The organism is Variovorax sp. RKNM96 (assembly GCF_017161115.1).
Taxonomy (GTDB): domain Bacteria; phylum Pseudomonadota; class Gammaproteobacteria; order Burkholderiales; family Burkholderiaceae_C; genus Variovorax.
Genome location: NZ_CP046508.1, coordinates 1,761,195 through 1,784,642, shown reverse-complemented (window position 1 = coordinate 1,784,642; position 23,448 = coordinate 1,761,195). Strand labels below are relative to the sequence as shown.

The window sequence follows — 23,448 nt, the reverse complement described above, 5'->3', positions numbered from 1 at the left end:
GATCAGGCCGCGAGCAGCTGCCGCAGCACGAACGGCAGGATGCCGCCGTGCTTGTAGTAGTCCACCTCGATCGGCGTGTCGATGCGAAGGCGCACCGTCACCTCCTGGTGCGTGCCGTCGGGACGGTGCACGACCAGCTTCACGTCCATCTGCGGCTTGAGTTCGCCGCCGATCACCACGTCGATCTTCTCGTCGCCCGTGAGGCCCAGCGTCTGCCACGAATCGGCGCCGCGGAACTGCAGCGGCAGCACGCCCATGCCGACCAGGTTGGCGCGGTGGATGCGCTCGAAGCTGCGCGCCACCACGGCCTTGATGCCCAGGAGCTGCGTGCCCTTGGCGGCCCAGTCGCGCGAGGAGCCCGTGCCGTATTCCTCGCCGCCGAACACCACCGTGGGGGTGCCCTCTTCCATGTACTTCATGGCGGCGTCGTAGATGAACATCTTCTGGTTGCCCGGCTGAAACAGCGTGACGCCGCCCTCTTCCTGCGTGCCGTTGGCGTCCGGCGGAATCATCAGGTTCTTGATGCGCACGTTGGCGAAGGTGCCGCGCATCATCACGTCGTGGTTGCCGCGGCGGGAACCATAGCTGTTGAAGTCGGCCTTGGGCACGCCGTGCGCCTTGAGCCAGATGCCCGCGGGCGAGCTTTCCTTGATCGAGCCGGCCGGCGAGATGTGGTCGGTGGTGATCGAATCGCCGAAGAGCGCCATGATCCGCGCGCCCTTGAAGCCTGCGTCCGTGGCATGCGGCTTCATCTTGAAGCCCTCGAAGAACGGCGGCTCGGCGATGTAGGTCGACTTGGGCCAGTCGTACACCTGGCCGTCGGTGCCCTTGATGCTGCTCCAGAACTTGCCCGGGTCGGTCTTGACCTTGTCGTAGTTCGCGCGGAACGACTTGGCGTTCATCGCAAAGCGCAGGTTCTGGTCGATTTCCTTCGGCGTGGGCCAGATGTCGCCCAGGTACACGTCCTTGCCGTTCTTGCCCTTGCCCACGGGCTCGGTCATGAGGTCGGTCATCACGTTGCCCGCGATCGCAAAGGCCACCACCAGCGGCGGCGAGGCCAGGAAGTTGGCCTTCAGGTTCGGATGGATGCGCGCCTCGAAGTTGCGGTTGCCCGAGAGCACGGCCGCGCCGATGAGGTCGTTCTTGGTGATGGCTTCGTTGATCTCGGGCGTGAGGTCGCCCGCGTTGCCGATGCAGGTGGTGCAGCCGTAGCCCGCAAGGTAGAAGCCCAGCTTCTCCAGGTACGGCAGGAGGCCCGCCTTCTCCAGGTATTCGGTGACGATGCGCGAGCCCGGGGCGAGCGATGTCTTGATGTGCGGTTTGACCGTGAGGCCCGCCTCCACCGCCTTCTTGGCCAGGAGGCCCGCCGCGAGCATCACGCTCGGGTTCGAGGTGTTGGTGCACGAGGTGATGGCCGCGATCAGCACGTCGCCGTTGCCGATGGTGACCTGACCCTTGGGCGCGGGCGGCGCCGTCGCGCTCGTGTGCGCCGCAGCCTTGGTCGAACGGTTGGCGACCATCTCCACCAGCTCGCGCGGCGACCCGGCCGGCGGCGCGGCGGCCTCGTCGTCATTGCCCTGGCCGGCGGTGATCAGCGGATAGCGCTGCTTGAGCTTCTCGGCCGGCTGGTTGAAGCCGTTGGCGTCGTTGGGCTTGCTGTAGAGCTCGGAGAACTTGGTGGCCAGGTGGCCCAGGTCGATGCGGTCCTGCGGGCGCTTGGGGCCCGCGAGGCTCGGCGACACGGTGCCCAGGTCGAGCTTGACGATCTTGGTGTAGTCGATGTCGCCCGGCGCGGGCATGCCGAACAGGCCCTGCGCCTTGTAGTAGGCCTCGAAGCGCTCGACCTCTTCCTTGGTGCGGCCGGTGCCTTCGAAGTACGCCACCGTCATTTCGTCGACCGGGAAGAAGCCCATGGTCGCGCCGTATTCGGGCGCCATGTTGCCGATGGTCGCGCGGTCGGGCACGGCGATCGACGCGGCGCCGGGGCCGAAGAACTCGACGAACTTGCCGACCACTTTTTCGGTGCGCAGGATGGCGGTGACGTACAGCACGAGGTCGGTGGCGGTGACGCCTTCGCGCAGCTTGCCGGTGAGCTCGAAGCCCACCACGTCGGGCGTGAGCATGTAGACCGGCTGGCCCAGCATCGCGGCCTCGGCCTCGATGCCGCCCACGCCCCAGCCGACCACGCCGATGCCGTTGATCATGGTCGTGTGGCTGTCGGTGCCGACCAGCGAGTCGGGGTAGTAGGTGGGCGTGTCCGCCTTGTCGTGCGGGCTCTTGTAGACGCCGCGCGCGAAGTATTCGAGGTTGACCTGGTGCACGATGCCGAAGCCCGGCGGCACGACGCGGAAGGTGTCGAAGGCCTGCATGCCCCACTTCATGAACTGGTAGCGCTCGTTGTTGCGCTGGAACTCCAGCTTCATGTTGAGGTCGAGCGCCTTGGGGGTGCCGTAGTAGTCGACCATCACCGAGTGGTCGACCACGAGGTCGACGGGCACCAGCGGCTCGATGGTCTTGGGCGACTTGTTCAGCTTGGCGGCCACGCTGCGCATGGCGGCCAGGTCGGCCAGCAGCGGCACGCCGGTGAAATCCTGCAGCACCACGCGGGTGACGACGAAGGGAATCTCGTCGGTGCGCTCCGCATTGGGCGCCCAGTGGGCCAGCTCTTCGACATGCTTGGGCGAGACCTTCTGGCCATCGCAGTTGCGCAGCACCGACTCGAGCACGATGCGGATCGACACGGGCAGCCGGTCGATGGTGGGGTATTGCTTGGCCAGCTCCTTCAGGGACCAGTATTTGCCGGACTTGCCCGATGCGGTCTTGAAGGTCTTGAGGGTGGACGCAAAGGCGTGAGCCGGTGCTTTGGCCATAGAGGAACTCCTGTTGTTTCGTGGAAGCTCCTCAAGGATAGCGGGGAACAATGTCAATCGTTGTAGTCGGTCTTCCCTCCCGCGCTCCCTCCGCGCTATGTTCCTCATAGCGAGAAATGCCGGGTAGACGGGCGCTGCCGGCACCTCTCGCGTCGCCCGCGGTCAGGCCAGCGCCATGCCGGCGCGGCTGCGGGTGCGGCGCAGGCCGGTCCATTGCAGCTCGGCCAGCACGACCACGCACAGGGCCTGCGCCAGCACCCAGGCCACGCCCAGCGCAGTGACCGCAAACATGCCGCTCACCAGCAATGCAATGCAGGCCACGGCCCAGCCGAAGTTGCCGAAGATCACGAGGCCGATCAGTGTGCGCGGCGGCGTGGCGCGGCTGGCCATGAAGGCGGCGAGCGCCGCATAGGCCAGCAGGAACACGCCGGTGCCCATCAGCAGCGCCGAGGGCAGTCCGGTGAGCCCTGCCAGCGCGTCGGTGAATGCCACCTGCAGCGCACCGGTCGCGGCGCAGGAAGCGGCGTCGGCCCACATCACGTTGGGCAGGAAGCGGGGGGAAGCGAAGACGGACATGTGAATCTCCTTGGGGTGATCACTGGGTGGATACGCTGCAAGCCAGTCCTGCCGCGTTGGAGCCAATGATTCCGTGGGGCATGCATCGCGTCGATGACCTGGGAGGTCATGGCGCCGTGCCGGCCCCACGCCAGAATGCGGGCCATGAACACCATCCGCACCACCCATTCGTCCAAGGCCAGTCAGCCCGGCGCGCGCGATCCGTTCGGCGCGCACCTGCGGCACTGGCGCACCCATCGGCGCCTGAGCCAGCTCGACTTGGCGCAGGAGGCCGAGGTCTCGACCCGGCACCTGAGCTACGTGGAAACCGGCCGTGCCGCGCCCAGCCGCGAGATGGTGCTGCGCCTGGCCGAGCGGCTGGAAGTGCCGCTGCGCGAGCGCAATGCGCTGCTGGTGGCCGCCGGCTTCGCGCCGATGTACCGCCAGCGCTCGCTCGACGACCCCGCGTTGGCGTCAGCACGCCGCGCGGTGGACCTGGTGCTCAAGGGGCACGAGCCCTTTCCCGCGCTCGCCGTCGACCGCCACTGGAACCTCGTGGCCTACAACGCGCTGGTGCCGATGCTGATGGCCGGCGCGGCGCCCGAGTTGGTGGCGCCGCCGGTCAACGTGCTGCGCCTGAGCATGCACCCCGGGGGACTCGCCTCGCGCATCGCGAACTTCGCGCAATGGCGCGCCCATCTGCTCGAACGGCTGCAGCAGCAGATCGCCGCGACGGGCGATGCCGTGCTGCAGGCGCTGCACGACGAATTGGAGGCCTTCCCCGCCCCCAACGTGAGCCACGACGCACCGAAGACCGATACCGATCTCTCGGGCGTGGTCGTGCCCTTTCAGCTCGTCACGCCGAACGGGGTGCTGAGCTTCATCAGCACCACGACGATCTTCGGGACGCCCGTCGATGTCACGTTGCAGGAACTGGCGGTGGAGTCGTTCTTTCCGGCCGATGCACAGACGGCGGCGGCGCTGACGGAGATGGCGAAGCAAGCGGCTGGGTGAGCTTCCCGTCATTGGCTTTCTGCGCCGCCGGGCCTTCGAAGTCGTCCACCTGGATGACCTTGTCGGCCGCCCGCAGGTAGGCCAGCGCCAGTTCCGGGTCAGGCGCCGAGCGCGCCGCCTCCTCCAGCGAATTCGTGCGGCGCAGCACCTTGTTGAGCGCGGCCGTCGTGTCGCCCAGTTGCGCGCCCAGTTCCATCGCATGCATCAGGTCGCGCAGCCCTCCGGCCGCCGGTTCGCTGAGGTCGGGCGCCAGGCGCTCGACGATGCGCGGATTCGTGCGCAGCAGGTCCGCCAGTTCGATGAGCTGCACGTCGCGCAGCGGCGCCAGGTGCGCGGTGCGGCGCAGCACCAACGCGCCGATCACGCGACGGCCGGCCGTCGGCAGGTTGGCGTAAAGATCGCGCAGGATCTTGCCGGCCTCGTCGAGCTGCAGCCGGATCGCGGCCTGCGCAAACGGCAGCAGTTCCGGCGCCGCATCGACGCGATAGCGCCAGACGCACGCACTCGCGAGGTACAGGTGTGCGAGCACGTCCCCAAGCCGCGCCGACAGCAACTCCATGCGCTTGAGCTTGCCGCCGAGCATGCCCATCGCGAGGTCGGCGGTGAGCGCGTACTTGGCGCTCATGCGCGCAATGAGCCGCGCCTCGCGCGCCAGCGCTTCGGGCGGCTCGCCGAGCACCGGCGCACCGAACAGGCTGTGCCACAGGTTGACCGCCACATGCTTGCCGTGCGCGATCAGCGCCTCGCCGAGCGCGGTTTCGTCGTTCGCCTGCACGGCCGCCATTTCATCGAGCACATGCGGATGGCAGCGCACCGCGCCCTGCCCGAACACGATCAGCGCGCGCGTGAGGATGTTCGCGCCCTCCACCGTGATCGCGATCGGCGCCTGCCGGTAGGCCACGCCCAGCAGGTTCGACGGGCCCGAGATGATGCCCTTGCCGCCAAGGATGTCCATGCCATGGTTGACCGCGCGGCGCCCCGCCTCGGTGAGCTGCACCTTGAGGATCGCGCTCGCCACGCTGGGCCGCTCGCCCTTGTCGAGCGCGGCGGCCGTGAAGCGCCGTGCCGCATCGCTCGCATAGAGCTCGGCCGACATCTGCGCGACCAGCCCGGCAATCGCATGGAACTTGCCGACCGGCAGGCCGAACTGCTCGCGGATCTGCCCGTAGCCGTTGCTCACGTACAGCGCCGTCTGCTGCATCGACGAGCCGAGCGCCGGCAACGAAATCGCGCGCCCCGCGGCCAGGCATTCCATCAGCATGCGCCAGCCCTGGCCGACCTGTTTTTCGCCGCCGATGATCCAGTCCATCGGCACGAAGACCTGACGGCCGTGGATCGGGCCGTTCATGAAGGCGCTGTCCATCGGCCGATGACGCCGGCCGATCTCCATGCCCTCGTGCGGCACGGGAATCAGCGCGCAGGTGATGCCGAGGTCGCGCTGGCCTTCGGGCCGGCTCTCGTCCACCGCATGGAAGGCCAGGCCCACCACCGTGGCGACGGGCGCGAGCGTGATGTAGCGCTTGTCGAAGTCGACGAGAAAGCCGCGTGTCGGCTTGCCGTTGAATTCGCGCTCGACGATCACGCCGCGGTCGGGAATCGATGCGGCATCGGAGCCCGCATAGGGAGAAGTCAGCCCGAAGCACGGCAGCTCGCGGCCATCGGCCAGGCGCGGCAGGTAGTGCTCTTTCTGTGCGTCTGTGCCATAGCGCAGCAGCAGTTCGGCCGGGCCGAGCGAGTTGGGCACCATCACCGTGACGGCGGTGGCCACGTTGACGGTGGCGATGCGTGCCACGACGGTCGCATGCGCGTAGTGGCCGAAACCGAGGCCGCCGAACTCCTCGGGAATGATCATCCCGAAGAAGCGTTTCTCGCGAAGGAACCGCCACACCTCAGCCGGCAGGTCGTGCGCCTGGTCGATGGCATGGTCGTCGAGCATGTGGCAGAGCGTGCGCACCTCGTTGTGCAGGAAGGCCTGCTCTCGCTCCGTCAACTGGTTGGGGCCCATGGCCGTGAGCGCATCGAAATCCGGGCGCCCCGCGAAGAGCTGGCCTTCGAAGCCGACGGTGCCCGCCTCCAGCGCCGCACGCTCGGTGTCGCCCAGCGGCGGCAGCGCCTTCGAGAAGGGCTGCATGGCCCATCGGCCGATCAATGAAGCCAGAGGCATGGGGTCTCCTTCGCCGCGACGGATGCGCGGATCGGCTTCCATGCTGGGCTTTGCCGGCACCGCGCGGGGCCGGTCAAGGGCGTCCTTGCGTGTCGGATTCGGGCGCGCCCCTGCCGCCCGCGACGTGGTTCAGCGGCGCTTGGGCGCTTGTCCCGCCGGAGCCGCAGGAGTCGGCGCTGCAGCAGCCGTCGAAGGGTCCCGCCAGCCGTATTCGACGTAGCGTCGGATCACGAGGCAGCCCGGCGGCGAATCGATCAGCGAGACCGACGAGGTCGGCTCCTTGGGATCGGTGTAGACCGCGTAGATGGGCAGCAGGCGCGTCATCTGGTAGTCCTTGAGTTCCTGCTCGGCGACGCTCTGGCAGGTGAACGGCGCGACCGAGATGCGCTCGGCCGACACCGTGCAGGTGCCGCCGTCGCCGGGAATCGCGGTGATCGAGGCCGCCACGCCGGCGTTCGGGTACTGGATGCCGACCAGCGAGAACATCGGGCCATCGTCGGGGCGCTTGCGGTCCCAGTCGAGCAGCACGTCGTGGCCGCGGCTGCCCTGCACGGTGAGCGTCGCGAGCCGCGTGATGGCGGGCAGGCAGCGCTTGATGCCCACGCTGGTGGCAGCGCGCGTGAGGGTGTCCTGCGGCGGCGCGGCCGGCGCCTGGGGCACCAGCACGCCTTGCGCGAATGCGGTGCCGGCCAGGGCCCAGGCGGCCACCGTGCTCACGATGGGCAAAAGCCGCCCGAATCGTTGTGTTGCTGTCTTCATCCGGGTTCTCTTCTCACGCGCACTCACGCGTAAAGGCTCTCGATGGCGGCGGTGTAGATGCGCACGTTCTCCTCGCCTTCGGGATCGAGCTTCGCGACGAGCTGGCGTGCGCGCTCGCGATAGGCCGGCAGGTTGGCGTCGTGCGTGGCAAAGGCCTCCTGCAGCGCGCGGCCGCCCTCCTCGCAGTCGAAGCCGTGGTAGCGGTAGCCGCAGTCGCCGATGAGGTGCGAGTTGTGGATCAGCGGGTAGCCGCCGTAGAGCGCCTCGTAGTAGAGGTAGTTCTGCGCGTTTTCCCAGTGGTGCGCGAAGACGGCGTCGACGTTGCCGGGCAGCACCTGGTACAGCGGAAACCGCCCCTCGAAAGTGGCCAGGCCGTGCTGCACGATGTTCAGGCTCTGCGCGAAGCCGACGAACAGCGGCTTCTCCTTCAGGTGGAAGCTGTTGTAGACCCACACCCGCTCGAGCAGGCGCGGCTGCGCACGGTGCGCCGCCTCGCAGCCGAGCATGGGGATGAAGCTGGTCTTCACCATGCAGATGTTGGGCTCGAAGATGGCGACGCGCCAGTGCTTGCGCCCCGGCTCGTAGTCGAAACGCTTGTCGTCCCCGGCGCGCGCCATGGCCTTCTCCAGCACCATCGGGCTCCAGAGGTGCGGCATCAGCCGCACCGGCGCGCGGAAGGTGCTCGCGAAGTACGGCTTGCACGACACCTCGTACTCCGGCAGCGTCCAGACTTCGTCGTAGGGCGCGCCCGAGACAAGCATGCCGTGCGGCTTGTTGAAGATCATGCGTTCGATGTCGATCACGTAGTCGTTGCCCACGCGCATCGAAACGATCTTGCCGCCGCGTTCCTTGAACGGCACCGACCACTCGCGCGCCAGCTGCGCGCTCATCTCGATCATGAGATCGAGCTCCTGCGCGGCGGTGGCCATGTCGATGATCGGCACTGGCGAATCGGCCAGGAAGTTGGTGGCGTCCGCCGGGCCACCGTCGCCGCCGCCCGCCACCAGCACCGTGCTGGCCACGCGCGGCGAGCGCATCAGGAGCATCACGAGGAACAGGCAGTTCTGGTAGACGCCGTTTTCCCAGAGGCTCTGCTCGCCCTTGCGAATGAAGATGGAAACGCCGACCCGGAGTTTTGCGGGCATGGCTGCGGGTGAAGGGGTGCTCTGCATTTCGCTCATGCGGCTTTCCTCACGCCGTCGGCACGGAATGCGGGGTCGCCGCCGACAAGGTGGAGCAGCCGCCGTGCATAGCCATCGATGTTCGCCTGATGCAGCGGATCGATCGCATCGAACATCCGCTGGCTGCGAGCGCGGTAGTCGTCCAGTTGCGCGTCGTGTCCGCGTACCGCCTGCAGCAGCTGGTCGGTACCGGCGGCGATGTCGAAATCGGGGTAGTAGTAACCGGCATCGCGCAGCCAGGGCGAGTTGTGCACGAGCGGGTAGTTGCCGTACAGCGCATCGAGATAGCTGTAGTTCTGGTCGTTCTGCCACTGGTGCGACACCACCGCATCGGCAAACTGCACCATGAACCCCGCGAAGTCGTGCCGCCCATGGAAGATGGCCTTGTGCTGGCGCACGATGTCCAGCGAGTTCGCCATGTAGAGCATCGTCGCGTGGTCCTTCAGGTGCAGGGTGTTGAGCACCTGCATCGAGGTCACGGCGTTCGGGTCGATGCGGTAGGCACCGTCGCAGATCAGCATGGGCACGCTGCTGGACTTCACCACCGAGATGTTGGGCTCGAAGATCGCCACGCGGAAGCCGGGCTGCTCGGCGGTGCGTGGCGTGTAGCCGAAGCGATAGCCCGACGCCGCCACTTCGGTCACGCGCTGGTCCAGGAACTGCGGCGACCAGAGGTACGGGACTTCATGCACCGGGCAACGGTGCAGGGTCCGCATCATCGGTGCGAAGACGCCATCCTTGGGCAGCAGCCAGACCTCGTCGCAGCGGTCGGGCTTGCTGAAGTGGCCCTTGTCGCTGAACACGATCGGCTCGGCCAGCGCCACGAAGGGTTGCCCCACGCAATGGAAGACGGCACGCCCGCCGCAGGCGCGGAAGTACGAGAGCCATTGCACGTCGAGCGCGCCGGCCATCTCGATGACCACGTCCAGCGCATCGGTCAGCTCGCGGGCGCGACCGATGGCAAGGCCCATGGCGGAGAGGTCGACCTGCGGTGGCATGGCCTGCTGGTCGCCCGCATCGACCAGCGTGACGGACTCGACAAAGTCGATGCGTTGCAGCAGCCGGGCGAGAAACAGGACGTTCTGCCCCATCCCGTTTTCCCAGATGTTCTGCCCCGCGTGAGTGAGGACTGAAATACCAATGCGCATGGGGGTGAGTGTGTACCAAAAAAAATGGCTCCCGCACCATCGGCGCGGGAGCCACGTTGCTGCGGCTACTCTAATTCAGTGGCTTATTTCCACTTCCAGCCGATGCCGGCGTTCACGCCCCACTCCTTGCCGGTGGTGGTCAGGCCCGCGCCCCAGGACATCTTGCCGTCGTCCGACAAGGCCTTGAAGGTCAGCGCCACGGCGCTGTAGCCCTTGTAGCTGCCGAAGCCCACGCCCACGGTCTTCTCACCCGGGTAGAGCGTCGGCAGGTAGGTGCCCGACATCGCAAAGGCCATCGCCGAGCCTGAGTAGGCAATGCGCGCCACTTCGCCGACCTGACCCTGAACCTGGTTCAGCTGCTGCACGTTGACCGCGTCGCCCGGCAGGATGCCCGGTGCCACGTTCGAGATGCGCGTGCCGCCCGGCGCCTGGCCGCCACCCAGCGTGATCTGGTTGTAGTTGACCGACCCGTCCGGGTTGGTCGCGTACTGCACGCTGCTGGCCTTGGCTGCGGTCGATGCGGCCTTCAGCTGCGCGACGTTGGTCGCATCGCTGTCGGCCGAGCCTGCCGCCACACCGGTGATCTGGCGGAACTGACCGTTGGCGGCGTCGCCGACGGACACGGCGGCTTGCGTGCTGGTCGTGGCTCTGATGGCTGCTTCCTGCTGCGCGTTCGCACTGCCGGGGATGTAGCCGACGATGCCCGCTGCGGTCGTCGCCTTGGACCCCGCGCCCAGCGCCACGCCACCGCTTTGCGTGACCAGCGAGCCGAAGCCGATGGCCGTGCCCTGGGAGACGTTCTGCGCCTGGCTCAGCACCGTGCCGCCGGCATCGGCCTTGTCGCCCAACGCCACGCCACCGCCACCTGCGCGGGAATCGACGCCGATCGCCTGTGAGCCGGTCGCCAGGGCGCCCGAACCGATCGCGATGGCGTTGGCCCCCGTGGCCTGTGCGCCGAAGCCGATGGCGACTGCGCCGTCGGCCGTTGCCTTCGCTCCGTTGCCGGCAGCGAAGGAGTTGGCGCCGCTGGCGACCGACTGCGGGCCGATCGCCACGGATTCCTGACCGCTGGCCACCGAGTCTGCGGCGGTCGATTTGGCGTGGAAGTACTTGGTGCCGCCGTTGTAGATGCTGCTGACCGACGTGCTCAGGCTGCTGATGCCACTGGTGGCAGTGCTCAGGCCCGTGGAGGTCGAGGTCGACAGGCTGGCAAGGCCACTGGCCGAGCCGCTCACGCTCGTGGACAAGCTGTTGAGGCTGCTGTTGGTCGTGCTCAGGCCCGTCGACAGGCTCGAGATCCCGCTGGTGGCAGTGCTCAGACCCGACGACGTCGAGGTCGACAGACTGTTGACGTTGCTGTTCGTCGTGCTCAGGCCGGTCGAGAGGCTGCTGACGCTGCTGGTCACGGTGCTCAGACCGGTCGACAGACTCGAGATGCTGCTGGTGGCGGTGCTCAGGCCGCTCGACGTGGAAGTCGAGAGGCTGTCGACACTGCTGGTGACAGTGCTCAGGCCAGACGAGGTCGAGGTCGACAGGCTGTTGATGCTGCTTGTGGCAGTGCTCAGGCCCGACGAGGTCGAAGTCGAGAGGCTGTTGATGCTGCTGGTCGCCGTGCTCAGGCCGGACGAGGTCGAAGTCGACAGACTATTGACGCTGCTGTTGGTGGTACTCAGGCCGGTCGACAAGCTCGAGATGCCGCTGGTGGCAACGCTCAGACCTGTCGACAGGCTGCCGATGCCACTGAAGGCCGTGCTCAGACCGCTCGACGTTGAGGTCGACAGACTGCTGACGGTGCTGTTGGTCGTGCTCAGACCGGTCGACAGGCTGCTGATGCCGCTGGTAGCAGTACTCAGGCCCGACGACGTGGAAGTCGAGAGACTGTCGATGCTGCTCGTGGCCGTGCTCAGACCGCTCGACGTGGAAGTCGACAGACTGCTGACGGTGCTGTTGGTCGTGCTCAGGCCGGTAGACAGGCTGCTGATGCCGCTGGTAGCAGTACTCAGACCGGACGACGTGGAAGTCGACAGACTGCTGACGGTGCTGTTGGTCGTGCTCAGGCCGGTAGACAGGCTGCTGATGCCGCTGGTAGCAGTACTCAGACCGGACGACGTGGAAGTCGAGAGACTGTCGATGCTGCTCGTGGCCGTGCTCAGGCCGCTCGACGTGGAAGTCGACAGACTGCTGACGGTGCTGTTGGTCGTGCTCAGGCCGGTAGACAGGCTGCTGATGCCGCTAGTAGCAGTACTCAGGCCCGACGACGTCGAAGTCGACAAGCTGCTGATGCTGCTGGTGGCAGTGCTCAGACCAGAAGACGTCGACGTGGACAGACTGCTGATACTGCTGGTCGCAGTGCTCAGGCCGGACGACGTGGAAGTCGACAGGCTACTGATGCTGCTGGTGGCGGTGCTCAGACCGCTCGAGGTCGAAGTCGACAAGCTGCTGATGCTGCTGGTTGCAGTGCTCAGACCAGAAGACGTCGACGTGGACAGACTGCTGATATTGCTGGTCGCAGTGCTCAGGCCGGACGACGTGGAGGTCGACAGACTGTCGATGCTGCTGGTCGCTGTGCTCAAGCCACTTGACGTGGAGGTCGACAGACTGCTGACGGTACTGTTGGTCGTGCTCAAGCCGGTGGACAGGCTCGAGATACCGCTGGTAGCAGTACTCAGGCCAGACGACGTCGAGGTCGACAAGCTGTCAATGCTGCTTGTGGCAGTGCTCAGACCGGAGGAGGTCGAAGTCGACAGGCTGCTGACGGTGCTGTTGGTCGTGCTCAGACCGGTCGACAGGCTCGAGATACCGCTGGTCGCTGTGCTCAGACCGGACGACGTGGAGGTCGACAGGCTGTCGATGCTGCTCGTCGCCGTGCTCAGGCCGCTCGATGTGGAAGTCGACAGGCTGCTGACGGTGCTGTTGGTCGTGCTCAAACCAGTCGACAGGCTCGAGATACCGCTGGTAGCCGTGCTCAGACCCGACGACGTCGAGGTCGACAGACTGTCGATGCTGCTGGTCGCCGTGCTCAGCCCGGAGGAGGTCGAGGTCGAGAGGCTGTCGATGCTGCTTGTGGCCGTGCTCAGACCGCTCGAGGTCGATGTCGACAGACTGCTGATGCTGCTGGTCGCAGTACTCAAGCCCGACGACGTCGAAGTCGAGAGGCTATCGATGCTGCTGCTGGCAGTGCTCAGACCCGACGACGTGGAAGTCGACAGGCTGCTGATGCTGCTGGTCGCCGTGCTCAGACCGCTCGAGGTCGAGGTCGAGAGGCTGTCGATGCTGCTTGTGGCCGTGCTCAGACCGCTCGAGGTCGAGGTCGACAGGCTGCTGATGCTGCTGGTGGCAGTGCTCAGACCGGACGACGTCGAAGTCGACAGACTGCTGATGCTGCTGGTCGCCGTGCTCAACCCCGACGACGTCGAAGTCGAGAGGCTATCGATGCTGCTTGTGGCAGTGCTCAGACCCGACGACGTGGAAGTCGACAGGCTGCTGATGCTGCTGGTCGCCGTGCTCAGACCGCTCGAGGTCGAGGTCGACAGGCTGCTGATATTGCTGGTGGCAGTGCTTAGACCGCTCGAGGTCGATGTCGACAGGCTGCTGATACTGCTGGTGGCAGTGCTTAGACCCGACGACGTCGAGGTCGACAAGCTATCGATGCTACTGGTGGCAGTGCTCAGACCGGACGACGTCGAAGTCGACAGACTGCTGATGCTGCTGGTCGCAGTGCTCAACCCCGACGACGTCGAAGTCGAGAGGCTATCGATGCTGCTTGTGGCAGTGCTCAGACCCGACGACGTGGAAGTCGACAGGCTGCTGATGCTGCTGGTCGCCGTGCTCAGACCGCTCGAGGTCGATGTCGACAGGCTGCTGATACTGCTGGTGGCAGTGCTCAGACCGGACGACGTCGAAGTCGACAAGCTGCTGATACTGCTGGTTGCGGTGCTCAACCCCGACGACGTCGAAGTCGAGAGGCTATCGATGCTGCTTGTGGCAGTGCTCAGACCCGACGACGTGGAAGTCGACAGGCTGCTGATGCTGCTGGTCGCCGTGCTCAAACCCGACGACGTCGAGGTCGACAGGCTATCGATGCTGCTGGCGGCAGTGCTCAGACCGGACGACGTCGAAGTCGACAAGCTGCTGATACTGCTAGTTGCAGTGCTCAGGCCCGACGACGTCGAGGTCGACAAGCTGCTGATACTGCTGGTTGCAGTGCTCAGGCCCGACGACGTCGAGGTCGACAAGCTGCTGATACTGCTCGTCGCGGTGCTCAGTCCTGACGATGTCGAGGTGGACAGGCTGTCGATGCCGCTCGTCGCAGTGCTCAGGCCACTCGATGCCGAAGTCGACAGACTGCTGACAGTGCTGTTGGTCGTGCTCAGGCCAGTAGACAGGCTCGAGATGCCACTGGTTGCTGTGCTCAGACCGCTCGAGGTTGAAGTCGACAAGCTGCCGATGCTGCTGGTCGCTGTGCTCAGACCGGACGATGTCGAGGTCGACAGACTGCTGATGCTACTTGTGGCCGTGCTCAGACCGCTCGAGGTCGAAGTCGACAGGCTGCCGATGCTGCTGGTCGCTGTGCTCAAACCCGACGACGTCGAGGTCGACAGGCTATCGATGCTGCTTGTGGCAGTGCTCAGACCCGACGACGTGGAAGTCGACAGGCTGCTGATACTGCTGGTTGCCGTGCTCAGACCGCTCGAGGTCGATGTCGACAGGCTGCTGATGCTACTGGTCGCTGTGCTCAGACCGGACGACGTCGAGGTCGACAAGCTGCCAATGCTGCTGGTCGCAGTACTCAGGCCGCTCGAGGTGGAGGTCGACAGGCTGCCGATGCTGCTGGTCGCTGTGCTCAAACCCGACGACGTCGAGGTCGACAGGCTATCGATGCTGCTGGTGGCAGTGCTCAGACCCGACGACGTGGAAGTCGACAGGCTGCTGATGCTGCTGGTTGCCGTACTCAGACCGCTCGAGGTCGATGTCGACAGGCTGCTGATGCTACTGGTCGCAGTGCTCAGACCGGACGACGTCGAGGTCGACAGACTGCTGATGCTGCTTGTGGCCGTGCTCAGACCGCTCGAGGTCGAAGTCGACAGGCTGCCGATGCTGCTGGTCGCCGTGCTCAAACCCGACGACGTCGAGGTCGACAAGCTGTCAATGCTGCTCGTCGCAGTGCTCAGACCGCTCGAGGTCGAAGTCGACAGGCTGCCGATGCTGCTGGTCGCCGTGCTCAAACCCGACGACGTCGAGGTCGACAAGCTGTCAATGCTGCTCGTCGCAGTGCTCAGACCGGACGACGTCGAAGTCGACAAGCTGCTGATACTGCTCGTCGCGGTGCTCAGCCCTGACGATGTCGAGGTGGACAGGCTGTCGATGCCGCTCGTCGCAGTGCTCAGGCCACTCGATGCCGAAGTCGACAGACTGCTGACAGTGCTGTTGGTCGTGCTCAGGCCAGTAGACAGGCTCGAGATGCCACTGGTTGCTGTGCTCAGACCGCTCGAGGTTGAAGTCGACAAGCTGCCGATGCTGCTGGTCGCTGTGCTCAGACCGGACGATGTCGAGGTCGACAGACTGCTGATGCTGCTGGTGGCAGTGCTCAGACCGGACGACGTCGAAGTCGACAAGCTATCGATACTGCTAGTGGCAGTGCTGAGACCTGACGACGCCGAAGTCGACAGGCTGCTGACCGTGCTGTTGGTTGTGCTCAAGCCGGTCGACAGACTGGAGATGCCACTGGTCGCAGTACTCAAGCCCGACGACGTCGAAGTCGAGAGGCTATCGATGCTGCTAGTGGCAGTACTGAGACCTGACGACGTCGAAGTCGACAAGCTACTGATGCTGCTGGCAGCAGTGCTCAGGCCAGACGACGTCGAAGTCGACAGACTGCTGACCGTGCTGTTGGTCGTGCTCAGGCCGGTCGACAAGCTCGAGATGCCGCTGGTAGCCGTGCTCAAGCCAGACGATGTGGAGGTCGACAAGCTGTCGATGCTGCTGGTTGCCGTGCTCAAGCCAGAGGAGGTCGAGGTCGACAGGCTGCCGATGCTGCTCGTGGCGGTGCTCAACCCACTCGACGTCGAAGTCGACAGGCTGCCGATGCTGCTCGTCGCCGTGCTCAAACCAGACGATGCCGAGGTCGACAAGCTGCCAATGCTGCTGGTCGCAGTACTCAGGCCGCTCGAGGTGGAGGTCGACAGGCTGCCGATGCTGCTCGTAGCAGTGCTCAACCCCGACGACGTCGAAGTCGAGAGGCTATCGATGCTGCTTGTGGCAGTGCTCAGACCCGACGACGTGGAAGTCGACAGGCTGCTGATGCTGCTGGTTGCTGTGCTCAGACCGCTCGAGGTCGATGTCGACAGGCTGCTGATGCTACTGGTCGCAGTGCTCAGACCGGACGACGTCGAGGTCGACAAGCTGCCAATGCTGCTGGTCGCAGTACTCAGGCCGCTCGAGGTGGAGGTCGACAGGCTGCCGATGCTGCTCGTAGCAGTGCTCAAACCCGACGACGTCGAGGTAGACAAGCTGTCAATGCTGCTCGTCGCAGTGCTGAGACCAGAGGAGGTCGAAGTCGACAGGCTGCCGATACTGCTGGTTGCAGTGCTCAGGCCGCTTGACGTGGAGGTCGACAAGCTGCTGATGCTGCTGGTAGCGGTGCTCAGCCCGGACGATGTCGAGGTCGACAGGCTGCTGATGCTGCTCGTAGCAGTGCTCAAGCCCGACGACGTCGAAGTCGACAGACTATTGATGCTGCTGGTCGCCGTGCTCAAACCCGACGACGTCGAGGTCGACAAGCTGTCAATGCTGCTCGTCGCAGTGCTGAGACCAGAGGAGGTCGAAGTCGACAGGCTGCTGACGTTGCTGTTCGTCGTGCTCAGGCCCGTCGACAGCGAATTCGCAACCCCCTTCAGCTGTGCAATATTAGGCGCGTCGGTATCTGCACTGCCGGCGCTGACGCCCGTGATCTGCCGATCGCCAATGTTCAGTTCACCCGACGAACTCTGCTTGCTGGTCAGCCCGAAAGCGTCATAGTTGGTCTGGGCCGCCGCAGTCCTGCTTGCCACGGAATTCGCGCCCAGCGCCACGCTGTTGTCGCTGTTGGCAATTGCGCCCTGGCCGATCGCCACGCTGTTGGCGCCGATGGCCTGGCTGTCCGCGCCCGTGCTGTTGGCGTGGAAGTATTTCGTGCCGGTGTTGTAGATCGAACTGACCGACGAGCTCAGCGTACCCAGGTTGCTGTTCGTCGTGCTCAGGCCCGTCGACAAGCTGCCGATGCCGCTCGCGGAGGTACTCAAGCCTGTCGAGAGGCTGCTCACGCTGCTGTTGGTCGTGCTCAAACCAGTGGACAAGCTTGAGATGCCGCTGGTCGCTGTGCTCAGGCCCGACGACGTGGAGGTCGAGAGGCTGCTGATGCCGCTCGTTGCCGTGCTCAAGCCGGACGACGTGGAAGTCGACAGGCTGCCGATGCTGCTCGTAGCGGTGCTCAGGCCACTCGATGTCGAGGTAGACAGGCTGCCGATGCTGCTGGTTGCAGTACTCAGGCCCGACGATGTGGATGTCGAAAGGCTACTGATTCCGCTCGAGGTAGACGTCGACAAGCTACCGATGCTGCTCGTCGCAGTGCTCAGCCCCGACGACGTGGAGGTCGAGAGGCTGCTGATGCCGCTCGTTGCCGTGCTCAAGCCAGACGACGTGGAAGTCGACAGGCTGCCGATGCTGCTGGTTGCAGTACTCAGGCCCGACGATGTGGATGTCGAAAGGCTACTGATTCCGCTCGAGGTAGACGTCGACAAGCTACCGATGCTGCTCGTCGCAGTACTCAGGCCCGACGATGTGGATGTCGAGAGGCTACTGATACCGCTCGAGGTAGACGTCGACAGGCTACCGATGCTGCTCGTCGCAGTACTCAGGCCCGACGATGTGGATGTCGAGAGGCTACTGATGCCGCTCGAGGTAGACGTCGACAGGCTACCGATGCTGCTCGTCGCAGTGCTCAGGCCAGACGATGTGGAGGTCGACAGGCTGCTGATTCCGCTCGTGGCGGTGCTCAAACCAGACGAGGTCGAGGTCGACAAGCTGCCAATGCTGCTCGTTGCCGTGCTCAAGCCAGACGACGTGGAAGTCGACAGGCTGCCGATACTGCTCGTAGCAGTGCTCAGACCGCTCGAGGTCGAGGTCGACAAGCTTCCGATGCTGCTGGTTGCAGTACTCAGGCCAGACGATGTGGAGGTCGACAGGCTGCTGATTCCACTCGAGGTAGACGTCGACAGGCTGCCGATGCTGCTCGTCGCAGTGCTCAGCCCCGACGACGTGGAGGTCGAGAGGCTGCTGATGCCGCTCGTTGCCGTGCTCAAGCCAGACGACGTGGAAGTCGACAGGCTGCTGATGCCACTGGAGGTAGACGTCGACAGGCTGCCGATGCTGCTGGTCGCGGTGCTCAGGCCAGACGACGTGGAAGTCGACAGGCTGCTGATGCCGCTGGAGGTAGACGTCGACAGGCTGCCGATGCTGCTGGTTGCAGTACTCAGGCCCGACGATGTGGATGTCGAGAGGCTACTGATGCCGCTCGAGGTAGACGTCGACAGGCTACCGATGCTGCTCGTCGCAGTGCTCAGGCCAGACGATGTGGAGGTCGACAGGCTGCTGATTCCACTCGAGGTAGACGTCGACAGGCTACCGATGCTGCTCGTCGCAGTGCTCAGACCAGACGACGTGGAAGTCGACAGGCTGCTGATGCCGCTCGTGGCGGTGCTCAGACCAGACGAGGTCGAGGTCGACAAGCTGCCAATGCTGCTCGTCGCAGTGCTCAAGCCCGACGACGTGGAAGTCGACAAGCTTCCGATGCTGCTGGTTGCAGTGCTCAGGCCTGACGATGTGGAGGTCGAGAGACTGCTGATTCCGCTCGAGGTAGAGGTCGACAGACTGCCGATGCTGCTCGTGGCCGTGCTCAGGCCAGAGGAGGTCGATGTCGACAAGCTACCGATGCTGCTGGTGACCGTGCTCAAGCCAGACGACGTCGAGGTCGACAGGCTGCGAATACTGCTGGTCGCAGTGCTCAGGCCAGACGACGTCGAAGTCGACAGGCTGTTGATGCTGCTCGTGGCCGTGCTCAGGCCGCTCGACGTCGAGGTCGAGAGACTCGTGATGCTGGTCGAGAGGCTGGTGTTGCTGGTGCTCAGCTGCGCCACGGTCACCGCGTCCTGCTGTGCCGCGCCATCGGCCAGGTTGGTGATGCGTCGCGTCGGCGTGGCGCCGGATGCACCCACCGAAACTTCCGACGCCGGAGCTGTCGTGCCAGTCATGTAACCGGTACCGCTCGGCGAAGTCGCGGCGGTTGTCGAGCCCGCACCCAGCGCCACCGAGTTGTCGGTCCGCACCAGCGTTCCCGCGCCCAGGGCGACGGCGTTCACTCCCGTGCCTTGAGCTCCCTGCCCCATCGCGATGGCACCCGACTGGGTGGCATTGGCGTTGGTGCCCAAGGCGATCGCACTGCTATTGCTGGCGTTGGCCTGATCGCCCAGCGCAACGCTGCGCAAGCCCGATGCCTTGCTCAGGTTGCCCACCGCCACCGCGGCGAAATTCGACGCGACGTTGCCGACACCCAGTGCCAGGGAATTTTGACCACTGGCATTGGCACCGTTGCCGAATGCGGAGCTCGAACCGCCAGTGGCTCTGGCGGTGACGCCAATCGCCGTGTCCTGTGTTCCCGATGCCAAGGCACCGTTGCCGAGTGCCGTGGCGTCGGTGTTGGCCGCATTGGCGTTGACGCCAATCGCCGTACTGGTTCCGACGCTCGCTTTCGCCCCGTTGCCGATGGCGGTGATGCCGCTGCCGCTGCCGGACGCATTGGCACCATCACCAATTGCCAAGGCAAAGATACCGTTGACGACCGCACCGCGGCCGACCGCGATGCCAGAGGTGGCTGTCGCGGCCACCGAAGACTGCCCGCCGATGGCGATTGAATCTTTCGCCGCCGCGGACGCGCTCGCGGCGGCGTTGCCGCCCACCGCTACTGCGCCATCGGCACTTGCCGATGCAAAGTTCCCCACCGCCGTGCTGGAGTTCCCGCTCGACGTCGTTGCCGTGCCGATCGCGACGCTGTCTTGCTTGGTTGCCGTCGCGGAATAGCCGAATGCAACAGAATTGGTGCCGGCGGCATTCGCGAGCGTTCCAAATGCGACGGCTGCACCGGCAGTGGCCCTGGCGCTGTTGCCGAAAGCCATCGCAGGTGACGTTCCATCAGTACCCACGGCAAGCGAACCGACGCCAAAAGCAACGTCGTTCACGCCAACCGCATTGGCATTCTGGCCAAGAGCCATCGCCGAGCCGCCGCTCGTCCGGGCATTGGCGCCGATGGCGAGCGTATTGCTGCCAGTTGCATTGGCACCCACGCCGATGGCCGCCGCGCTGGCGCCATTGGCCACACTGTTCAGCCCGATAGCCGTCGCCCCCGTCCCCGATATGGCATTCGCGTTCTGGCCAATGGCGACCCCCGACGACGCCGACGCCGTCACGATGGATTCGGCACCAATCGCAACCGAATTGGCCCCCAACGCCCTGGCTGCTGCAGTCCCGCTGGCACCAATAGCCGTCGAGCCGACACCGCTTGCAGTTGCACCAGCACCCACCGCCGTCGCGTAATTGTTGGTTGCGTTTGCGCCGACACCGATGGCCGAGGAATTGGTGCCCGTCGCACCCCCTTCATTGCCGCCGATGGCCAGGGAATTGGTGCCACTTGCGACAGCTTGCCCGCCGATCGCCACCGCGTCCTGCGCCGTGGCCTTTGCGCCGGTGCCGATTGCCATCGAGTCGCCAACTGTCGTGTTGGACGAAGCCACGGCGTTGGCGCCGATCGCGATCGCAGTCCCAGCGCTGATCGCAGCCGCGTTGGCAGTCGCACCAATCGCGATGTTGTTGGTGCCTGCAGCGATGGAGTTGTGCCCCATTGCAACACTGTCAGTACCGAAAGCATTGGCATTGAGACCGAACGCCGAGGCATATTGCCCAGCGGTCGACCCCATGCCATACATGCTGGCGCCCTTTCCTGTGGCAGTCGTGAAAGAGCCAAAAAGGGTTACCCCAAGAAAGCCGGCACCATTGGCAGAGCACCCGCCGACCACGGTCGAGTACACGCCAGAACCGTCAACTGGGTTGCCTGCCGCCGGATATATCTTCCCATCCGGACCAGGGTTGGAAAGGATGGTGCAGGAGCCGTTCGGCGGTCCGACGATATAGGCGTTCGCGCTCTGCATCCAGCCGAAAGATGCCATTGCCACACTCAGCACCGCAGCGGACACCGCAAGGCGCGAACTGCTCCGCTTGCCTCGAGCAGATGTAACTTCCGATGCCGCCACCCATGCACCGAGTGACTCGTTCCAGATACTTCTATATGACTTATTCATGTGCTTTGGGCTCGTGGCGAATGGCCGAATACGGATCGATCGAAAGAGCAACGGTTGTCAGGACAACGACCGCTCGTTGATCAGTCGGGCGCAACGTGCGCCAGCGTTTACAAGAACGGTGAAATGTACGTAGTCATTTACATTCCTGATGCGGTGCAGCACGGCGAAAAATCCAGAGCGATGATTTAGTTCACAAAATCTAACGATTGCGCTCCGACCCCGATCCAGACCGTTGCAACCAAGAGACGGAGGATGCAGCGCGACCTAAAATCGGCCGCCTCCCCTTCCTGGCTTTTTGACTCTCGGTGGACCGCACAGGCTGCATCTCACGCAACAACTCATGACTTCCAGCACCGGCCTGCGCATCGGCATCACCATCGGCCTCCACCACGAAGCCGAAACCCTCTGGAACAACGGCATCAAGCAAAACGCCGTCTTCCTGGCCGAAGCGCTCAAGCACTGCCCGAGCGTCGCCTCGGTCGTGCTGGTCAACACCACGGGCATCGCTATCACCGCTGCCCTGCCCTGGGACCAGTCGCGCTGGCCCACCGTGACTTTCGAAGCCGCCAAGGACAGCGTCGACGTGCTGATCGAGCTCGGCGGCCAGATCGACGGCGCCCAGACCGACTACCTGAAGCAGCGCGGCGCGCGCCTCGTGTCGTACTGCTGCGGCTTCGAATACGTCCACGCCATGGAGTCGATGCTGTTCAACAAGCCGCTCTGGGGCCAGAACCTGTACATCAACCAGCGCTACGACGACATCTGGATGGTTCCGCAGGTCGCCAACATCAGCCAGCCGTTCTTCGAGGTGCTGCGCCGCACCGAGGCGCGCCCCGTGCCTTTCGTCTGGAGCCCGGTGTTCCTCGACGAGCGCACCCGCGCCCTCCCCGATGCCGGCGTGTACCAGCCGCGCAGCGGGCCGCGCCGGCTCAGCGTGATGGAGCCGAACATCAACGTCGTGAAGTTCTGCCTCTACCCGATCCTGATCGCCGAGCTGTCCTACCGCGCACGCCCCGACGCCATCGCCCTGCTGCAGGTCACCAATTCCGAGCGGATGGCCAAGGAGAACATGGAATTCATCACGCTGATGAACCAGCTCGATCTGGTCCGCCAGCACAAGGCGGTGTTCCTGGGCCGGCATGAAACGCCCGTGTTCCTGGCGCAGAACACCGACATCGTGGTGTCCCACCAATGGGAGAACCCGCTCAACTACATCTACCTGGAAACCTGCTGGCAGGGCTACCCGCTGGTGCATAACGCCCACCTCTGCGCCGACCTCGGCTATTACTACCAGGGCAACGACGTGGCCGCGGGCAGCACCCGCGTGCTCGAGGCCATCGACACCCACGATGCGCAGGCCACCGCCTACCGCGAGCGCCAGCGCGGACTGATCGACCGCTACCTTCCCGGCAACGCAGCGGCCACCGAGGTCTACAACCAGTTGCTGCTCGGCCTGATGCAGCGTCCTGCCCGATGAACGGAACCCTCCTCCATGCTTGACCCTTCCGAGCTCCGGCAGTTTTTCCCCGTGGTCGTGTCACCCAGCCACGACGGCAAGTTCTTCCAGAACTACGTGACCTCGCTGCTGAACTTCGCCATCGAGTCGGAGCGCGCCGGCATGCGGATGCAGGTGCTGTTCCACCAGGGCGAGAGCCTGGTGACGCGCGCGCGGAACAACTGCGTGGCCCAGTTCCTGGCCAATCCGAACTGGACGCACCTGTTCTGGATCGATGCCGACATCGGCTTCTCGGCACAGGCCGCCTTCCGGCTGCTGCTGTCGGGCTACGACATCGCGGCCGGCGTCTATCCGCTCAAGCGCGAGAACTGGCCCGCCGAGGGCGTGCCGGCGGGCACGACACAGCAGCAGTTCGAAGCCACCTTCACCCGCTACACGGTCAATGCGAAGGCATCCGAGATCACCTCGCAGGTCGAGCTCGAGGTGCAGCCCGACGGCTTTATGAAGATGACCGAGGCGCCCACCGGCTTCATGGTGATCAAGCGCGCGGTGTTCGAGCGCCTCATCGCGAGCTACCCCGACCTCAACTACGTGCCCGACAGCATCGGCGAGACCGACCGGGGCCTGCACTACCGCTTCTTCGACGTGATGGTCGACCCCGAGACGCGTCGCTACCTCTCGGAAGACTACGGTTTCTGCCGCCTGTGGTCGGGGCTGGGCGAGTCGATCTACATCGATGCGAATTCCCACCTGAGCCACCAGGGCGCCAAGATGTACCGCGGCGATTTCGCCAACTCGCTGCTGACCTCGCTGCCGCACGCGGTGGGCGGTCCTGTCGGCGCCGCGATGGTGCTCAAGGGGCGGGAGTACCTCCAGCCGAACCTGCCGGGATAGCGGACAAGCGCAGCGCCCAC

Annotated in this window: 15 protein-coding genes and 2 pseudogenes; 8 read left to right on the top strand and 9 right to left on the bottom strand. The window is 65.0% G+C overall.

The window, feature by feature from the left end; translation table 11 throughout:
- Positions 1 to 2: 2 nt before the first annotated feature.
- Both GNX71_RS08040 and GNX71_RS08035 read right to left on the bottom strand, forming a co-directional pair.
- Positions 3 to 2,870: an aconitate hydratase gene (locus GNX71_RS08040; RefSeq protein ID WP_206177833.1), complete on the bottom strand. Its 2,868-nt coding sequence runs from the start codon at positions 2,868 to 2,870 to the stop codon at positions 3 to 5.
- Between the two features lie 162 nt (positions 2,871 to 3,032).
- A complete protein-coding gene (locus GNX71_RS08035; RefSeq protein ID WP_206177832.1) occupies positions 3,033 to 3,446 on the bottom strand; it encodes a hypothetical protein in 414 nt (137 codons plus the stop codon).
- A gap of 144 nt (positions 3,447 to 3,590) precedes the next feature.
- Here GNX71_RS08035 and GNX71_RS08030 point away from each other — a divergent pair, with 144 nt between their 5' ends.
- On the top strand, positions 3,591 to 4,439 hold the full coding sequence (locus GNX71_RS08030) for a helix-turn-helix transcriptional regulator (protein ID WP_206177831.1): 849 nt from the start codon (positions 3,591 to 3,593) through the stop codon (positions 4,437 to 4,439).
- On the opposite strand, the gene GNX71_RS08025 is transcribed toward GNX71_RS08030, so the two are convergent.
- The 5 genes from GNX71_RS08025 to GNX71_RS33760 all read right to left on the bottom strand — a co-directional run bounded on the left by GNX71_RS08025 (position 4,345) and on the right by GNX71_RS33760 (position 10,938).
- Positions 4,345 to 6,603 carry an acyl-CoA dehydrogenase gene (locus GNX71_RS08025; protein WP_206177830.1) on the bottom strand — a complete coding sequence of 753 codons (2,259 nt, stop codon included), beginning with the start codon at positions 6,601 to 6,603 and terminating at the stop codon, positions 4,345 to 4,347. The genes GNX71_RS08030 and GNX71_RS08025 overlap by 95 nt on opposite strands.
- Positions 6,604 to 6,732: 129 nt before the next feature.
- Positions 6,733 to 7,362, bottom strand: coding sequence for a hypothetical protein (locus GNX71_RS08020; protein WP_206177829.1), 630 nt, complete (start codon positions 7,360 to 7,362; stop codon positions 6,733 to 6,735).
- 23 nt (positions 7,363 to 7,385) lie between these two features.
- Positions 7,386 to 8,507, bottom strand: coding sequence for a DUF2827 domain-containing protein (locus GNX71_RS08015; protein ID WP_241027198.1), 1,122 nt, complete (start codon positions 8,505 to 8,507; stop codon positions 7,386 to 7,388).
- A 32-nt stretch (positions 8,508 to 8,539) separates the two neighbouring features.
- Positions 8,540 to 9,691 (bottom strand): DUF2827 domain-containing protein, encoded by a 1,152-nt coding sequence (locus GNX71_RS08010; protein WP_206177828.1) that lies wholly within the window; start codon positions 9,689 to 9,691, stop codon positions 8,540 to 8,542.
- An 83-nt stretch (positions 9,692 to 9,774) separates the two neighbouring features.
- A complete protein-coding gene (locus GNX71_RS33760) occupies positions 9,775 to 10,938 on the bottom strand; it encodes a YadA-like family protein (protein ID WP_346776870.1) in 1,164 nt (387 codons plus the stop codon).
- Here GNX71_RS33760 and GNX71_RS33755 point away from each other — a divergent pair.
- Positions 10,820 to 16,708 (top strand): hypothetical protein, encoded by a 5,889-nt coding sequence (locus tag GNX71_RS33755; RefSeq protein ID WP_346776866.1) that lies wholly within the window; start codon positions 10,820 to 10,822, stop codon positions 16,706 to 16,708. The two genes, GNX71_RS33760 and GNX71_RS33755, sit on opposite strands and share 119 nt — an antisense overlap.
- The gene (locus tag GNX71_RS33750; RefSeq protein ID WP_346776865.1) at positions 16,709 to 16,876 is read left to right on the top strand and encodes a hypothetical protein; all 168 of its coding nucleotides are present in this window, start codon (positions 16,709 to 16,711) and stop codon (positions 16,874 to 16,876) included.
- 1,971 nt (positions 16,877 to 18,847) lie between these two features.
- Here the strand turns inward: GNX71_RS33750 and GNX71_RS33745 are convergent.
- Positions 18,848 to 18,978: pseudogene (locus GNX71_RS33745) on the bottom strand (hypothetical protein); the annotation flags it as partial.
- A gap of 376 nt (positions 18,979 to 19,354) precedes the next feature.
- On the opposite strand from GNX71_RS33745, the gene GNX71_RS33740 reads away from it, so the two are divergent.
- The 3 genes from GNX71_RS33740 to GNX71_RS33730 all read left to right on the top strand — a co-directional run bounded on the left by GNX71_RS33740 (position 19,355) and on the right by GNX71_RS33730 (position 20,911).
- The gene (locus GNX71_RS33740; RefSeq protein WP_346776864.1) at positions 19,355 to 19,804 is read left to right on the top strand and encodes a hypothetical protein; all 450 of its coding nucleotides are present in this window, start codon (positions 19,355 to 19,357) and stop codon (positions 19,802 to 19,804) included.
- Between the two features lie 66 nt (positions 19,805 to 19,870).
- Entirely contained in the window at positions 19,871 to 20,317 is a 447-nt protein-coding gene (locus tag GNX71_RS33735) for a hypothetical protein (protein WP_346776863.1), read from the top strand.
- A 27-nt stretch (positions 20,318 to 20,344) separates the two neighbouring features.
- The gene (locus GNX71_RS33730; protein ID WP_346776862.1) at positions 20,345 to 20,911 is read left to right on the top strand and encodes a hypothetical protein; all 567 of its coding nucleotides are present in this window, start codon (positions 20,345 to 20,347) and stop codon (positions 20,909 to 20,911) included.
- An 83-nt stretch (positions 20,912 to 20,994) separates the two neighbouring features.
- Here GNX71_RS33730 and GNX71_RS33725 read toward each other — a convergent pair.
- Positions 20,995 to 21,078, bottom strand: a pseudogene (locus GNX71_RS33725) (ESPR domain-containing protein); the annotation flags it as partial.
- A 340-nt stretch (positions 21,079 to 21,418) separates the two neighbouring features.
- On the opposite strand from GNX71_RS33725, the gene GNX71_RS08000 reads away from it, so the two are divergent.
- Positions 21,419 to 22,555: a DUF2827 domain-containing protein gene (locus GNX71_RS08000; protein WP_206177827.1), complete on the top strand. Its 1,137-nt coding sequence runs from the start codon at positions 21,419 to 21,421 to the stop codon at positions 22,553 to 22,555.
- Positions 22,556 to 22,570: 15 nt separating this feature from the next.
- Positions 22,571 to 23,428: a hypothetical protein gene (locus GNX71_RS07995; RefSeq protein WP_206177826.1), complete on the top strand. Its 858-nt coding sequence runs from the start codon at positions 22,571 to 22,573 to the stop codon at positions 23,426 to 23,428.
- Positions 23,429 to 23,448: the final 20 nt, after the last annotated feature.

Bases quoted from the DNA above. Each gene is read 5' to 3' on its own strand.
- GNX71_RS08040 (WP_206177833.1), bottom strand. From the start codon at position 2,870: ATGGCCAAAGCACCGGCTCACGCCTTTGCGTCCACCCTCAAGACCTTC.
- GNX71_RS08035 (WP_206177832.1), bottom strand. From the start codon at position 3,446: ATGTCCGTCTTCGCTTCCCCCCGCTTCCTGCCCAACGTGATGTGGGCC.
- GNX71_RS08030 (WP_206177831.1), top strand. From the start codon at position 3,591: ATGAACACCATCCGCACCACCCATTCGTCCAAGGCCAGTCAGCCCGGC.
- GNX71_RS08025 (WP_206177830.1), bottom strand. From the start codon at position 6,603: ATGCCTCTGGCTTCATTGATCGGCCGATGGGCCATGCAGCCCTTCTCG.
- GNX71_RS08020 (WP_206177829.1), bottom strand. From the start codon at position 7,362: ATGAAGACAGCAACACAACGATTCGGGCGGCTTTTGCCCATCGTGAGC.
- GNX71_RS08015 (WP_241027198.1), bottom strand. From the start codon at position 8,507: ATGCCCGCAAAACTCCGGGTCGGCGTTTCCATCTTCATTCGCAAGGGC.
- GNX71_RS08010 (WP_206177828.1), bottom strand. From the start codon at position 9,691: ATGCGCATTGGTATTTCAGTCCTCACTCACGCGGGGCAGAACATCTGG.
- GNX71_RS33755 (WP_346776866.1), top strand. From the start codon at position 10,820: ATGCTGCTGACCGACGTGCTCAGGCTGCTGATGCCACTGGTGGCAGTG.
- GNX71_RS33730 (WP_346776862.1), top strand. From the start codon at position 20,345: ATGGCCGAGGAATTGGTGCCCGTCGCACCCCCTTCATTGCCGCCGATG.
- GNX71_RS08000 (WP_206177827.1), top strand. From the start codon at position 21,419: ATGACTTCCAGCACCGGCCTGCGCATCGGCATCACCATCGGCCTCCAC.
- GNX71_RS07995 (WP_206177826.1), top strand. From the start codon at position 22,571: ATGCTTGACCCTTCCGAGCTCCGGCAGTTTTTCCCCGTGGTCGTGTCA.